Source organism: Aromatoleum diolicum, assembly GCF_012910955.1.
In the GTDB taxonomy this organism is placed as follows: domain Bacteria; phylum Pseudomonadota; class Gammaproteobacteria; order Burkholderiales; family Rhodocyclaceae; genus Aromatoleum; species Aromatoleum diolicum.
In genome coordinates, this window is sequence record NZ_WTVQ01000030.1 from 41928 (window position 1) to 57020 (window position 15093).

The window sequence follows — 15093 nt, forward strand, 5'->3', positions numbered from 1 at the left end:
GGTGCCGCCACCATGATAAAAAGGGCAGATGGCCAAGCATCTGCCCTTTTTTTGTCCACAGTCGTATCCATATCCGCAGGACTTCGCGGAAAAACTACAGAAATTAGCCGCCAGTGCCGTAAGCTCCGATATATGTTGCGCACCCGCGCACATCCACCCGCTCATCGCTCCACCATGGCAGACCTTGAACATCTGAACGTACTCATTATCGAAGCCAATCAAGGCATGCGCGGCCAGTTGAGGTCGATGCTCAACGGTTTCGGGATCGCGGATGTGAGTTTCGCGCCAAGCGCCGGCATGGCCATCAACCGGCTGCGCGAACGACGCCACGACATCATCCTGTGCGAGTACAACCTTGGCGAGGGGCAGGACGGCCAGCATTTGCTCGAAGATCTGCGAACCAAGGAGATCATTCCGCTCGACACGCTGTTCATCATGATCACCGGAGAGCGCAATTACGAGCGAGTGGTGAGCGCGGCCGAACTCGCACCGAATGACTACATCCTGAAGCCCCTGACACCGGACAGCCTGCATATGCGCTTGTCGCGGGCGATCGAGAAGCGCGAGGTGTTCCGGCCGGTGTATCGCATGATCGATGCCGGCGACACGCAGCGGGCAATCGATGAGTGCGCCCGCGGCCGGACCGAAAATCCTCGGCATCGGGTCGACTTCATGCGCCTGGAAGCCGAATTGCATTCAGTGCTCGGACACACCGAAAATGCCGAGGATATCTACCGCGAAATTCTCGCGACCAAGGCGGTGCCATGGGCGCGGCTGGGCCTGGCGAAGGTGTTGTTCTCGAAAAAGGAGTACGGGGCCGCGGACGAAATCCTGAGCTCACTGGTGGCCGAAAACAGCCGCTACATCGACGCCTACGACTGGCTAGCACGGACCCGCGAGGAAAGCGGCCGCATTGAGGAGGCGCGCGAAGTGCTGGCCAGCGCGGTGGCCCTCTCTCCGCATCGGCTAGGGCGTTTGCGGCATCTCGGCAGCGTGCAACTTGCTGCAGGAGACAACGAAGGCGCCGAGCGGACATTGGCCGAGGTGGTGCGCAAAGGGAAGTATTCGGACTTCCGTGATCCGGAAGATCATGTCCAGCTGGTCCGCGCGCAACTCGGGCAGGGACGCACCGAAGAAGCCCAATCTACCATCCGCGATCTGGAAAGGAGTATGGATGGGCTGCCGGCGACGACGATCTGCAGCTCGCTGTCCAAGGCGCTCTACCACAGCAAGACGGGCGCGCCCGAGCTCGCCCAAGCAGCACTGCAAGCGGCGTTGCAGGCCGGCGCGAACCTCTCCGCGGTATCGGTCGGATTGAAACAGGAACTCGTCAAGGCTTGCCTCGACAACCACCTCGAGGCGGAGGGCAGCCAGCTGGTCATGGACATCCTGCGCAACGCCGCCGACGAACGTACGATCGAAAAGACCCGCGAAATTCTGCAGGAGCGGGGTTGTGGCGCTTTGTCAAACGAGCTCGAGCAACGCGTTCATGTCGAGGTGAAGGGCTTGATCGCGGCCGGCGCTGACATGGTCAGGTCAGGCGACTACGATGGCGCAGTGCGGGAGATGATGAGTGCCGTGCAAAAAATGCCGGGCAACCCCCATGTGTTGTTCAATGCGGCACTGGCGCTTCTGCGTCATATCGAAAACCGGGGCTGGAGCGAGCGTTTCGCCGCACAGGCGCGCGGCCTGATTGCACGTACGCGACGCCTCGATCCCGCCAATCCGCGACTCGACGCGATCAGCGGGTTCATGCAGCAACTGGTCAAGAAATACAACCCGCGTCAGACCGGATAAGACTGGCGCAGGACGGTTCAGGTCGCCGGCCCTGTCCGTCGCCCGCATCAGGAGATTGATCGGTGCGCGTATTGGCTCTCAGATTTGCACTCTTCCTCGCCACCACCCTGGCGGCGTTTCCCGGCCTTGGCCGTGAGTGGCAAGAGCCGAACTCACTCCGGTCATTGCCCCAGGAGGCATTGGCGACACTGGAGCGGATTCAACGCGGCGGGCCTTTCCCTTACCGCAAGGACGGGACGGTGTTCCAGAACCGCGAACAGCACTTGCCGCGGCAAGCACGCGGCTATTACCGCGAGTACACCGTTCCGACACCAGGCGCCCGCGATCGCGGTGCGCGTCGCATCGTTACCGGCGGCAATCCGCCAGAAGTGTTCTATTACACTGCCGATCACTACCGGAGTTTTCGCCGCATCGAGCCACGACCATGACGCGGGAGGCGCCCATGAGCGAAGCCAGCCACCTTGCAAACACCTTGCAACAGTGTGCACGCGCCGGCGTGTATCACCTGCCGGCAGGAGGGACCGAAGCCATCGAGCGCGCAGCAGCCGGGCTGGGCTTTGCGGTCGTTCGAGCCGATCTGACCAACTGCAACGACAAGGCCGACTTCCTGCGCCGCATCGCGGGGGCGCTTCACTTTCCCGACTGGTTCGGGCATAACTGGGACGCGCTTGCCGACTGCCTGAGGGATCTGAGCTGGCTGCCTGCCGACGGATACGTCATTGTCCTCGAGCACGCGGATCGCCTTCGCGTCGCGGCGGAAGGAGACTTCACCACGGCCCTCGAAATTCTTGAAGAGACTGCACGGGATTGGGCTGAGGAGGATGTGCCGATGTGGATTTTCGTCGGCCTTACTGCTAACGGAATCGCCCACCTTCATAGCCTGTGACGGATACAGCCGATTTCAAGCAACCGGTCTCGGTACTGGTGGTGCTGCATACGGCGGCACTGCAGATCCTGTTGCTCCGGCGAGTTTCACCCGCCGGCTTCTGGCAGTCGGTCACCGGAAGCCTCGAGCGCGGTGAAACGCTTGGGCAGACGGCGTTGCGCGAAATTCGCGAAGAAACAGGAATCGCCGCGCCGCCGGATCGACTTCTCAACTGGCACCGGTGCAACCGCTTCGAGATCCGCGCCGAATGGCGCAAGCGCTACGCGCCCGACGTCACCCACAACGTCGAGCATGTATTCAGCCTGTGCATTCCCGAAGGGCAATCCATCGTTCTTGCCCCCGACGAGCACGACGCACTGCTCTGGCTCCCGCCCGAGGCAGCTGCGGCGAAGGTTTTTTCCTGGACGAATCGCGACGCGATCCTGGAACTACCTGGGCACTACCTGCGCAGCCGCGCCTCCCCTGCCTGACGACTCTCATCGTCATATGCTCTCAGGTCTTGAAATGAGTCAGTCCGACTCTATATTTACTCTGTGACATAGCCAAAGACCATGCCGTCAAAAAGGAGATAATGATGAGCAATCTCATTCGTCGTGATCCATTCGATGACCTGCTGCGCGGATTTTTCGTCCGTCCGGTCGATATTGGCGGCGGCGGCGGCGTCGCCGAAGCCCCCCAGATGCGCGTGGACGTCAAGGAGGATAGCGACGCCTACCAGGTTCACGCGGAACTGCCGGGCATCAAGAAAGAGGACATCCACGTCCATATTGACGGCCCGGTGGTGTCCATCAGTGCCGAACGCAAGCAGGAAAAGGAAATCAAGGAAGGCGAGCGCGTGCTGCGCACAGAACGCTACTTCGGCAAGGTGTCGCGCAGCTTCCAGCTCGGGCAGGAAATCGACGAGGCGAAGTCAAGCGCCAAGTTCAATGATGGCGTGCTCGAACTGAGTCTGCCGAAGAAGGCGCCGGAACAGGCCAAGCGGCTCACCATCGACTGAGCCTGGCCCCGTTTCACGCGCTCCCGGCCGCAACCCTTCATTCAGGGGGTTGCGGCTTTAGCTTTGCGGGATGACTCTTTAGAATGGCGCGGCACAATCAATCAGGAACCCGCCATGTCCCCGTCGCTCGACACCGATCAGGTCACCCCCGCACTCAAGGCCGAAATTCTGGCCGAGGCGCTGCCGTACATCAAACGCTTCTTCGACAAGACCATCGTTATCAAGTATGGCGGCAACGCGATGACCGATGCCAGGCTGAAAGACTGCTTCGCACGCGACGTGGTGCTGCTCAAGCTCGTGGGGCTGAATCCGGTGGTGGTCCATGGTGGTGGCCCGCAGATCGAAACCCTGCTCGCCCGCGTCGGCAAGAAGGGGGAATTCATACAGGGCATGCGCGTGACCGACGCGGAAACCATGGAAGTGGTCGAAATGGTGCTCGGCGGCCAGGTGAACAAGGAGATCGTCAGCCTCATCAACCAGCACGGCGGCAAGGCCGTGGGTCTCACCGGCAAGGACGCCAGCTTCATCCGTGCAAAGAAATTGATGATGCAGAAGAAGGACGCGCCGCCGGGAGACGTCGTCGACGTCGGGCAGGTGGGCGAGATCACACAGATTGATCCGAGCCTGATCGCCTTCCTTGATCAGGGTGACTTCATCCCGGTGATCGCTCCGATCGGCGTCGGCGAAAACGGCGAGACGTACAACATCAACGCGGATGTCGTCGCGGGCAAGCTCGCCGAGATTCTCAAGGCCGAAAAGCTCGTGTTGCTCACCAACACACCGGGCGTACTCGACAAGGACGGAAACCTCCTCACCGGGCTCACACCGCGCCAGATCGATGGACTAGTCGAGGATGGCACATTGTCCGGCGGCATGCTGCCGAAGATCAGTTCGGCGCTGGACGCTGCGCGCAATGGTGTGAAATCGGTGCACATCATCGACGGCCGCGTGGAGCATTGTCTGCTTCTGGAAATCCTCACCGACCACGGCGTCGGGACGATGATCAAGAGCAAATAAGCCGCGTCCAACTTGCCAAGCGCCGCGGCGGCCCTGCAGGGTCACCGCGGCGCCTTTTTGCGCTCAACCCGTCAGGCCACCGCGCCGCTGAAGTTCCAGCACGAGATACTCGGCGGCGTCATTGGTGCCCATCATCATGGTGTCGATACGGACGTCGGGTTGCTCAGGGGCCTCATAAGGCGAATCGATGCCGGTGAAGTTTTTCAGCTCGCCCCGCCGCGCCTTCTTGTACAGCCCCTTGACGTCGCGCTGCTCGGCCACGTCAAGCGGCGTATCGATGAACACCTCGAGGAACTCACCGTCACCCATCAGGCTGCGTGCCATCTGACGTTCCGCACGGAACGGCGAAATGAACGCAGTGATGACGATCAGGCCGGCGTCGACCATCAATTTCGCGACCTCTGCGACGCGGCGGATGTTTTCGACGCGATCGGCCTCGGTAAAGCCCAGATCCTTGTTCAGGCCGTGGCGGACATTGTCACCATCGAGCAGATAGGTGTGATAGCCGAGGGCATGCAGTTTCTTCTCGACGTGGTTCGCGATCGTCGACTTGCCCGCGCCCGACAGGCCGGTAAACCACAGCACACATGGTTTCTGGTGTTTCAGCGCGGCACGCGCCGCCTTGTCCACATCGACGTGCTGCATGTGGATGTTCTGGCTGCGGCGTAGCGCAAAGTGCAGCAGGCCGGCTCCGACAGTGTTGTTGCTGAGCCGGTCGATGAGGATGAAACCGCCAGTATCGCGATTCTCGGCGTACGGATCGAACGCGATCGGGCGGTCGAGGCTCAGGTTGCACACGCCGATCGCATTGAGTTCGAGCGTCTTTGCTGCGATGTGCTCGAGGGTGTTCACGTTCACCTGGTACTTGATGTGCGTCACCGTGGCCGTCACCGTCTTCGCGCCGATCTTGAGGAGGTAGGGGCGACCGGGCAGCAGCGGTTCGTCGTGCATCCACACCAGCGTCGCCTCGAACTGGTCAGCCGAGCCAGCCGGCGAAGTGGCCATCGAGATCACGTCACCGCGGGAGATGTCGATCTCGTCGGCGAGCGTCAGCGTGACCGATTGGCCCGCGACCGCCTGCGCGAGGTCGCCGCCCTGCACGACGATGCGTTCGACGGTGCTTTCCTTGCCCGAGGGCTGCACGCGGATGCGATCGCCCGGCTTGACGACGCCACCGGCAATGGTGCCGGCGAAACCGCGGAAATCGAGGTTGGGGCGATTCACCCATTGCACCGGCAGGCGGAAAGGCTGCTTCTGCAGGCGGTCCTCATCGATCTCGACCGTTTCGAGGTAGCCCATCAAGGTGGTGCCGTGGTGCCAGGGCATGTTGTCGCTGGGCGCCGTGATGTTATCGCCCTTGTAGGCCGACAGCGGGATGAATGTCACCTCCTTGAGCCCGATCTGCTCTGCAAACGCACGGTAGTCGTCGACGATGCGGTGGAACACGGCCTCGGAGTAATCGACGAGGTCCATCTTGTTGATCGCGACGATGATGTGGCGGATGCCGATCAGCGACACAAGGTAGCTGTGCCGCCGCGTCTGAGTGAGCACACCGCGCCGCGCATCCACCATCAGCACCGCGGCGTCGGCGGTCGAGGCGCCGGTGACCATGTTGCGCGTGTATTGCTCGTGGCCCGGGGTGTCGGCGACGATGAACTTGCGTTTGTCGGTGGAGAAGAAGCGGTAGGCGACGTCGATCGTGATGCCCTGTTCACGCTCGGCGGCGAGGCCATCGACGAGCAGCGCGAAGTCGAGGTTCTCGCCCTGCGTGCCGTACTTCTTCGAGTCGGCCTCCATCGCGGCGAGCTGGTCTTCGAACAGCATCTTCGACTCGTACAGGAGCCGCCCGATCAGCGTGCTCTTGCCATCGTCGACACTGCCGCAGGTGATAAAGCGCAGCAGGCTCTTCTTCTCGTGGGCTTGCAGGTATTGCTCGATGTCGGTGGCGATGAGATCCAAGATGTGGGCCATCAGAAGTACCCCTCCTGCTTCTTCTTTTCCATGGATGCGGCCGAATCGTGGTCAATGACGCGCCCCTGGCGCTCGGAGGTCTTCGTGAGCAGCATTTCCTGGATGATCGCCGGCAGCGTGTCGGCCTCGGACTCGACCGCGCCAGTGAGCGGATAGCAGCCAAGGGTGCGGAAGCGCACTTTCTTCATCATCGGCACTTCGCCGGGCCGCAAGGGCATGCGTTCGTCGTCAACCATGATCAGGGTGCCGTCACGCTCGACCACGGGACGCACCGCCGAATAGTAGAGCGGCACTATCGGCACGTTTTCGAGGTAGATGTACTGCCAGATGTCGAGTTCGGTCCAGTTCGACAGCGGAAAGACGCGCATCGATTCGCCCTTGTGCTTGCGCGCGTTGTACAGCTTCCACAATTCCGGGCGCTGGCTCTTCGGGTCCCAGCGGTGCTGTTCGGTGCGGAACGAGAAGATGCGTTCCTTGGCGCGGGACTTTTCCTCATCGCGGCGCGCGCCACCAAAGGCTGCGTCGAAGCCGTACTTGTCGAGAGCCTGCTTGAGCCCCTCGGTCTTCATGATGTCGGTGTGGATCGCGGAGCCGTGGGTGAAGGGGTTGATGTCCTTCTCGATACCCTCGGGGTTGATATGCACGATCAGGTCCAGCCCGAACTTGCTTACCATCTGGTCGCGAAACGCGTACATGTCGCGGAATTTCCAGCGGGTGTCGACATGCAGTAGCGGAAACGGCGGGCGCGCGGGATAGAAGGCCTTCATTGCCAGGTGCAGCATGACCGCGCTGTCCTTGCCGATCGAGTACAGCATCACCGGGTTTTCCGCCTCGGCGACGACTTCCCGCATGATGTGGATGCTTTCGGCTTCGAGCCGCTGCAGGTGGGTAAGTGGCATCAACGTCCTCGCGACGAAGGTGGATTACGGGTTCGACCTTGGCATTGGCGCAGGGAGCGCGCAAATATGCCTACAATGCCAAGTCTGCGAAGTATAGCAACCGACAGGAGTGACTTTCCGTGCCCGATTCCCTATCGCACAACCGCCTGCTCGAAACGCTGATTCCACTCGCTCGGCGGGCGGGTGACGTGGTGATGCAGATCTACGCCACGGATTTTGCGGTCCGCGGCAAGGATGATGCCTCGCCGGTCACGGAAGCAGACGAACGCGCTGAAGCCGTGATCCTTGCCGGGCTCGCGGCACTGACACCAGAGATCCCGGTGGTGGCCGAAGAAGCGGTAGCTGCCGGGAAGCGGCCTGCGGTCGGCGAGCGCTTCTGGCTCGTCGATCCACTCGACGGCACCAAAGAATTCATCCGGCGCAATGGTGAATTCACTGTGAATATCGCGCTGATCGAGGCGGGACGACCGGTGCTCGGCGTGGTGCTGGCGCCCGCGCTCGGGCGACTGTACGGGGGAGCCGCCGGGGTCGGTGCATTCGTCGAGGATGTGGACGGGCGCCGGTCGATCCGCTGCCGCATCCCGCCCGCAGAGGGTCTCACCGTCGTGGCCAGCCGATCGCATGGCGATGCTGCGGCGCTCGAAGCGTTTCTCGCCGGACGCAGGGTCGCACACCAGGTCAGCGCCGGCTCATCGTTGAAACTGTGCCTGATTGCCGCGGGCGAAGCGGACCTCTATCCACGACTGGGCCGCACGATGGAATGGGACATTGCCGCGGGTCACGCGGTCCTGGCGGCGGCCGGTGGGCGTGTCACCGACGTTGATGGACGACCGATGGGTTATGCGAAACCCGATTTCGCCAATCCACACTTCGTCGCCTGGGGGTTCGAGGACTGATCGAGCATGCCGGCCCTGCAGCCCATGACGGCCCCCCTTGTTCTTCTGTCCATTGTCGCGCTGCTCGCGCTGCTGATTCACGGCCGGGCGGCACCTGCCCTGTTGTTCACCGTCTGGGCGGCCGCCTTCCACGTCACCGGACTGGTGGATGAGCGGGAATGGCTGTCCAGCTATTCGAATCCTGCGCTGATCACCCTAGTCGTGCTGTTGCTGGTGTCGCATGCACTGGAGCGCTCCCCGCTACTAGACCGTTTTTCGGCTGTGATCCTCAAGGGCGGACCGTCGCTGGCCATTCTGCGACTTTCCGGCGTGACCGCGCTGGTGTCGGCGGTGCTGAACAATACCGCGGTGGTCGGCGCGCTGCTCGGGGTAATTTCGCGACAGCGCCAGGTACCTGCATCCAAACTGTTGATCCCTCTGTCGTACGCTGCGATTCTCGGTGGTGTCACAACGCTCATCGGCACATCGACGAATCTCGTCGTCAATTCCTTCGTGATCGATGCAGGTCTGCCGGCACTGCAGATGTTCCAGTTCAGCTTGGTCGGCATTCCGGTCGCGCTGGCGTGCATCGCCGTCATGGTGCTGAGTTCGCCGCTGCTGCCTGCCCATCCGGCCGCATCAAGGGATAACCGGCAGGCGTATTTTCTCGAGGCGCAGGTCACCGGAAACTCGCCCCTGGCAGGCAGAAGCATCGAGCAGAACGGCCTGCGCAACCTCGACGGCCTGTTTCTGCTCGAGATAGAACGGGAAGACCGGCTGATTTCTCCGGTCGGACCGGACGAGATATTGCGCGACGGCGACATCCTTGTTTTCACCGGCGAAATCGAGAAAGTCCAAGCGTTGCAGCAGTTTTCCGGTCTGCATGTATTCGGCACGCGCGCGGACGCGCTGCTCGGCTCGAATCTCGTCGAAGTCGTGATTTCGAACGAATCGATACTGCCCAACCGCACGTTGCGAGAAGTGGATTTCCGCATGCAATTCGATGCGGGTGTCGTCGGCATCCGCCGCGGCGACAAGCGCCTGACGGGCCAGTTGGGGCGAGTACCGCTACACGTCGGCGACAGCCTTTTGCTAGCAGTGGGCCCCGATTTTGCCCACCACCGCAATATCGACCGCAATTTCCATCTGCTCGATACCGGCGTGCTGCGCCCCAGGCTGACGAATCCGCAGAGCACCCTCGCACTGTCGGGTTTTGCACTGGCCATAGCGCTGTCGGCATTCGACGTGTGGCCCCTGCTGAACAGCCTGCTGGTGCTGCTCGCGATACTCCTGGGATCGAGGATCCTGACGCTCAGCGAGATGCGGCGGCGCTTTCCCTTCGATCTGCTGGTGACGATCGGCTCGGCACTGACGATCGCCAAGGCGCTGGAGTCCTCGGGCGCCGCGCAGATCGTCGCCGACGCGATGCGCGGCATGTTTGATGGCTACGGCATCTTTGGCGCCTTTGTTGGCGTCTACCTGATCACGCTCGTGCTGACCGAAGTGATCACGAACAACGCTGCCGCAGCGCTGGCGTTTCCCATCGCCCTATCGACTGCACGCGCGTTCAACGTCGATCCAATGCCCTTCGTGATGGCGGTGGCCTATGGTGCCAGCGCAGGCTTCCTGGTCCCGTTCGGTTACCAGACGCACCTGATGGTGATGTCTCCCGGACGCTACCGCGTTTTGGATTTCTTCAAAATCGGGCTGCCGGTGAGTCTGACCTATTCCGCTGTCGTACTGCTACTGGTGCCGGTGTTCTTTCCATTCTGAAGGTCCGCCGGACATCCGGCGGCTGGATCGCTATCGGAATGTCGCGAGACCGTCCACGGCCGCCTGCATCGCAAGACGGACGGCCAGTGCGTTCATGTGACCATCGTAGGGGCCAACCTCGAGCTTGAGGGGGTAACGCGCAAAGTGCTCGCGAAATACGGGCTCGGTGTCGATCACAAGCGCGCCGGCAGCTCGAGCGAGTGAGATAAACCGGGCTCGGTCCGCGTCTGGAACGGGCATGCCCGTATTTGGCCCGGCTCGATCGCTGTCGATCACGATCACAAGCTTTCCGCTTACGTACGGCTTGATGCGGGAGAAGAAGGCTTCGGCCACCGCATCGACTTCGCGTACCGGGGCATCCGCTCGCGCGAGACCAGCGCGATTGGCCATACCTCCAGCCACGGCTGGCTTCGTCGGCGCCACGGGACCGGATTGCATCACGATCTGCCGCCACAAGCGTTCAGGACTGAACTTCAATTGGCTGAACAGGTATTGCGCAAAGGCAGAATGACGCAGGATGCGCTTTGCGAGCCCGGGAGCCGCTTGCGTCTCGGTTCGTGGCTGCAGACTTTGCCGATCGAGACACGGCCCGTGGATGTTGCCCGATCCACATAGCGACTGGCGCACGTCGCCGCGTTCCATCAGCACGACAAAGTCGCGCACACCGTATTGTTCGTGTGCCAGCCGAATCCTTTCGGCGTAATCGAGCAACGCCGATCCCGGGCCACCCATTGCGTATACTGGCCGATCGCCAAGCGAGCGTTCGAGCTGCGCTCCCGGACGATCGGCCGCCGCGAGCATCGACGCTTCGACGTAGCTATCGCCCACAAGCGCGACCGCGCGCTCCTCGTACACAAAATCCCGATCGGCGAGAAAGCCCGCATTGTTGCTGCGGTTTCGCTGCGCATTGCGCAGGTCCCAACCCGTTGCGGTCGTCCACTGATGTCCTGGCGGGTAGGTGATGATCAGTGGATCGCTGTAATAGCCGGTTTCCGTGGCGCTCGATACGGGCAGTGCATGCAGGACGATCTCGCATGCAATCAGGAAGGCGGTGATCCCCAGCAGCCAGTAGAAGCTCGCGCGCACCATTTCAGAAATTGAAGTAGATGAACGCGCTGATCGAATCGCGCGTGGTGTTGAGCAACACGAAAAACAATGCCGCGGCAAGGCCCGCGCCCGCAACGAACGAACCTGCGCGGGAGCCGGTGCGGCATATTTCGAGAACCCGGGCGCCGATACGGTTGCTGTTGGGCGCGACAAAAGCGATGCTTCCCAACACCAGACACCACGTCATTCCCGCCGACCAGGCGAGTCCGGCGTTCCAAAGGAGTACTTGCGTTCCGTACTCAGGATTCAGGCCAAGCATCCCGCGCAGTATGCGCCCCGCCCCCGAGAACGACTCGGCACGGAAAAATACCCAGGCGACGATGACCGACAGCATCGTCAGCCCCCAGGCCAACAGGGCAAATAATCGACTGCGTCCGAATCTCGCAAGCAAAGCTTCGCCGCACACAGCCCTGAAAGCATGATTGATCGTCAGATAAAGGCCATGCAGAAACCCCCAGAAAACAAAGGACCAGCTTGCACCGTGCCAGAGCCCTCCCAGGAGCATCGTCGTCGCGAGGTTGCCGTAACGCCTGACCACGCCGTAACGATTCCCGCCCAGCGCGATGTAGAGGTAGTCACGCAGGAAGTTCGACAACGAAATATGCCACCGGCGCCAGAAATCGCTAATGCTGGTGGCGCGGTATGGTGAATTGAAATTGAACGGAAGGCGCACGTTGAACATCCACGACAAACCGATCGCCATGTCCGAATATCCGGAAAAATCGAAGTAAAGCTGAAAGGTGTAGGCCAGCGCCCCCAGCCAGGCTTCATGAATATCGGGCGACAGGCCCGCATCCGCAGGTTTGAACACCGCGTCCGCGTAGGGCGCGATGCCGTCGGCGAGCGCTACCTTCTTGAAGAGTCCGAGGGCAAAAATTGCGAGTCCTGCCGCGAAATTTCCCGAGTTGAACCGATATGTCTTGGCGTCGCCGAACTGCGGCATCATTTGTGCGTGGTGCAGCACCGGTCCAGCGATAAGGTGCGGAAAATAAGTGACGAACAGGCCGTAGTGCGTGAATTTGTATTCGCTTATACCCTTCTGGTAAGCATCGGCCAGAAAGGCGATCTGGGTGAAGGTAAAGAAGGAAATTCCGATCGGAAGCAGCACGCGACCGATATCCCACTGCGTACCCAGCGCCAAGTTGAGGTTATCGACGAAGAAATTGGCGTACTTGAAGTAGGCCAGCATCGCCAGGTTGGCGACGACGCCGAAGATCAGCCAATACTTCGCCGAAGGCTCCGCCGGCTGCGCGTCTCCGGCCGTTTTCAGCGCCGCGATTCTCGTGCCGATGAAAAAGTTGCCGCAGATCGAACCCAACAGCAAGGCCGTGAACTCGGGCATCCAGTAGCCGTAGAAGATCAGCGACGAAACGAATAGCCAGGTCGCGGCGCCCGAATGGGAGAAACGTGCGATCGAAAAGAAACCTGCCAGCACCAGCGGCAGAAACATCCCGGCGAAAGCGAACGTCGTAAACAGCATGAAATCATCCACCCAAAGATGGGGTTTCGACCTGCCGGATACTGCCAAGACACCAAAATTCGACCGCTACCCGACTTCGGGGGCAAGGCTACCACCGAGCATAATTCGCGGGCCACGCAAGGGAGACTCGGAACAGGAACCCTAGCGCAAGGGGGTCTCCCTGCGCAAATATCAAAGCCAAGCCCGAAACAGGTAATCCGTCCCGACGGTGCTGAACCGTCTACCGAAATCGGCCCTGCGCCCGGGCACGGGGAATCAACGCCCGGACAAGCGGCTCACAAATTCGACCACAGTGCCGACGGTGGCAAACGAACTGCCGTCAATCTCGTCGTCGGGGACTTCGATATTGAAGCGTTCCTCGATGGCGTGGATCACCGCCAGCACAGCCATTGAATCGAGCTCCGGCACGCTGCCCAGAAGGGCCGTGTCGGCATCGAAGAGCAGCCCGCGTCCATTGAGGCTCAACACCTCGTCGAGCAGGGCCAAGACTTGTTCCTGGATATTCAAAGCAAAAACCTCTCTGCGCCGATAAATGCCGGCCGCCTCCGCGGCCCGGACCGGAAATGCGCGCATTATACTTGCCGGCCAGGCCTTCTCTGACCAGTTCGTTGCGACGGCGTGACGCCGCCGCTTACAACCTGTGCCGAACGACACCGCCCGCCGGACCACGATGACTTCAGCCAACCTCCTCCACGACCTCGTCCACATCGCCACGGCACGCGATGGTTCCCGCCCTGCTCTCACTCGCGGGGCGCAGACCCTGTCGTATACGGAACTGGACGCACAATGCCGTGCCTGTGCCGCCGGCCTGCGGGAACTGGGACTGGCACGCGCGGAACGGGTCGGGATCTATCTTGAGAAACGCGCAGAGTTTGTCGCCGCGGCCTTCGGGACGACCGCCGCCGGCGGCACCTTCGTGCCACTGAACCCTTTGCTGAAGGGCGAGCAGGTCGGTCATATCCTGCGCGACTGCAACGTGCGCGTGCTGATCACCAGCGCCGAGCGCCTGGCGGTGCTGCAACCGGTGCTGGCAAGCTGCCATGACCTGCGCCAGGTGGTACTGGTCGGCAATCCGGCCGAACTACCGGCGGTCGAGGGGGCCAGCGTACATCGCTGGAGCGAGGTCTGCCAGGCCGCGGCACGGTCCGGTCACCGCGTGATCGATACGGACATGGCCGCAATCCTGTATACCTCCGGCAGCACGGGGCGGCCGAAAGGCGTCGTGCTGTCACACCGCAATCTCGTGACAGGTGCGCGCAGTGTCGCGCAGTACCTTGAAAATCATGCTGACGACACGCTGCTCGCAGCCCTGCCATTGTCCTTCGACGCAGGCTTTTCGCAGCTCACCACCGCCTTTCACACCGGCGCCCGCGCGGTGCTGATCGATTACCTGTTGCCCCGCGACGTGCTCAATGCAGTCGTGCGCGAGCGCGTTACCGGCCTCACTGCGGTACCGCCGCTGTGGATCCAGCTCGCCGGACTTGACTGGCCGGAGACCGTCGCCGAGCACCTGCGCTACATCGCCAACACCGGCGGACGCATGCCTTTCGAGACCCTGAAGACGCTGCGTTCAAAACTCCCGGGCACCCGTCCCTTCCTGATGTACGGACTGACCGAAGCCTTTCGCGCGACCTATCTCCCGCCGGACGAGATCGATCGGCGCCCCGACTCGATCGGCAAAGCCATTCCCAATGCCGAAGTGCTAGTGCTGCGCGAGGACGGCAGCGAATGCGCACCGAACGAACCCGGCGAATTGGTGCAGCGCGGCGCACTCGTCGGCATGGGCTACTGGAACGATGCGGAAAAGACGGCGGAACGCTACAAGCCGCTGCCAGCCGGTATCGGCGGCCACGAGACCGGTCTGATGATCCCGGAAGTGGCGGTATTTTCCGGCGACAGCGTACGCCGCGACGAGGACGGTTTCCTGTACTTCATCGGCCGACGCGACGAGATGATGAAAACCTCGGGCTATCGCGTCAGCCCCACGGAAGTCGAGGAGATCCTCTACGGCTCGGGCCGGGTCGGCGAATGCGTCGCGTTCGGCCTGCCGCACCCCGCCCTCGGCCACGCGATCTGCGTCATCGCGACGCCGGCACCCGGCACCCAACTTGACACCACCGCCCTGCTCGCCGATTGCCGCAAGCGGATGCCGGCCTACATGGTGCCCGCGCACATTGAGGTGCGCGACGGCCCGCTGCCGCGAAACCCGAACGGCAAGATCGATCGCAAGCAGTTGGCGGCCGAATATCAGGAAAGCAAGGAAGACTCGCAGTGAGCGCCCCCCCAAAGCC

14 protein-coding genes are annotated in these 15093 nt (G+C 61.8%); 9 read left to right on the top strand and 5 right to left on the bottom strand.

The features are described from left to right. Positions 1-174 precede the first annotated feature (174 nt). From GPA25_RS16445 to argB, 6 genes are all read left to right on the top strand, one after another. Complete coding sequence (locus GPA25_RS16445; RefSeq protein WP_169261488.1) at positions 175-1797, top strand: response regulator; 1623 nt, start codon at positions 175-177, stop codon at positions 1795-1797. 107 nt (positions 1798-1904) lie between these two features. Further along, positions 1905-2225: a guanyl-specific ribonuclease gene (locus GPA25_RS16450; RefSeq protein ID WP_246265779.1), complete on the top strand. Its 321-nt coding sequence runs from the start codon at positions 1905-1907 to the stop codon at positions 2223-2225. Between the two features lie 14 nt (positions 2226-2239). Beyond that, positions 2240-2683: a barstar family protein gene (locus tag GPA25_RS16455; protein WP_169261489.1), complete on the top strand. Its 444-nt coding sequence runs from the start codon at positions 2240-2242 to the stop codon at positions 2681-2683. Further along, positions 2680-3153: a dihydroneopterin triphosphate diphosphatase gene (gene nudB / locus GPA25_RS16460; RefSeq protein ID WP_169261490.1), complete on the top strand. Its 474-nt coding sequence runs from the start codon at positions 2680-2682 to the stop codon at positions 3151-3153. The genes GPA25_RS16455 and nudB overlap by 4 nt, the downstream gene beginning before the upstream one ends. Before the next feature lie 101 nt (positions 3154-3254). After that, the gene (locus tag GPA25_RS16465) at positions 3255-3680 is read left to right on the top strand and encodes an Hsp20/alpha crystallin family protein (RefSeq protein WP_169261491.1); all 426 of its coding nucleotides are present in this window, start codon (positions 3255-3257) and stop codon (positions 3678-3680) included. A 114-nt stretch (positions 3681-3794) separates the two neighbouring features. Next, complete coding sequence (gene argB / locus GPA25_RS16470; protein ID WP_169261492.1) at positions 3795-4697, top strand: acetylglutamate kinase; 903 nt, start codon at positions 3795-3797, stop codon at positions 4695-4697. 63 nt (positions 4698-4760) lie between these two features. On the opposite strand, the gene cysN is transcribed toward argB, so the two are convergent. Next, positions 4761-6668 (bottom strand): sulfate adenylyltransferase subunit CysN, encoded by a 1908-nt coding sequence (cysN, locus tag GPA25_RS16475; RefSeq protein ID WP_169261493.1) that lies wholly within the window; start codon positions 6666-6668, stop codon positions 4761-4763. Then, complete coding sequence (cysD, locus tag GPA25_RS16480; protein ID WP_169261494.1) at positions 6668-7567, bottom strand: sulfate adenylyltransferase subunit CysD; 900 nt, start codon at positions 7565-7567, stop codon at positions 6668-6670. The genes cysN and cysD overlap by 1 nt, the downstream gene beginning before the upstream one ends. Before the next feature lie 119 nt (positions 7568-7686). On the opposite strand from cysD, the gene cysQ reads away from it, so the two are divergent. Beyond that, the gene (gene cysQ / locus GPA25_RS16485) at positions 7687-8463 is read left to right on the top strand and encodes a 3'(2'),5'-bisphosphate nucleotidase CysQ (RefSeq protein WP_169261495.1); all 777 of its coding nucleotides are present in this window, start codon (positions 7687-7689) and stop codon (positions 8461-8463) included. Positions 8464-8469: 6 nt separating this feature from the next. Continuing rightward, positions 8470-10215, top strand: coding sequence for an SLC13 family permease (locus tag GPA25_RS16490; RefSeq protein WP_246265778.1), 1746 nt, complete (start codon positions 8470-8472; stop codon positions 10213-10215). Positions 10216-10245: 30 nt separating this feature from the next. Here GPA25_RS16490 and GPA25_RS16495 read toward each other — a convergent pair whose 3' ends face one another. The 3 genes from GPA25_RS16495 to GPA25_RS16505 form a co-directional block, all read right to left on the bottom strand. Then, positions 10246-11382: a hypothetical protein gene (locus GPA25_RS16495; RefSeq protein WP_169261496.1), complete on the bottom strand. Its 1137-nt coding sequence runs from the start codon at positions 11380-11382 to the stop codon at positions 10246-10248. Further along, entirely contained in the window at positions 11306-12772 is a 1467-nt protein-coding gene (locus tag GPA25_RS16500) for an MBOAT family O-acyltransferase (protein ID WP_211163170.1), read from the bottom strand. The genes GPA25_RS16495 and GPA25_RS16500 overlap by 77 nt, the downstream gene beginning before the upstream one ends. Before the next feature lie 285 nt (positions 12773-13057). Next, complete coding sequence (locus GPA25_RS16505; RefSeq protein ID WP_211163177.1) at positions 13058-13309, bottom strand: acyl carrier protein; 252 nt, start codon at positions 13307-13309, stop codon at positions 13058-13060. Between the two features lie 163 nt (positions 13310-13472). Here GPA25_RS16505 and GPA25_RS16510 point away from each other — a divergent pair, with 163 nt between their 5' ends. Further along, positions 13473-15077 (top strand): acyl-CoA ligase (AMP-forming), exosortase A system-associated, encoded by a 1605-nt coding sequence (locus GPA25_RS16510; protein ID WP_169261498.1) that lies wholly within the window; start codon positions 13473-13475, stop codon positions 15075-15077. Positions 15078-15093: the final 16 nt, after the last annotated feature.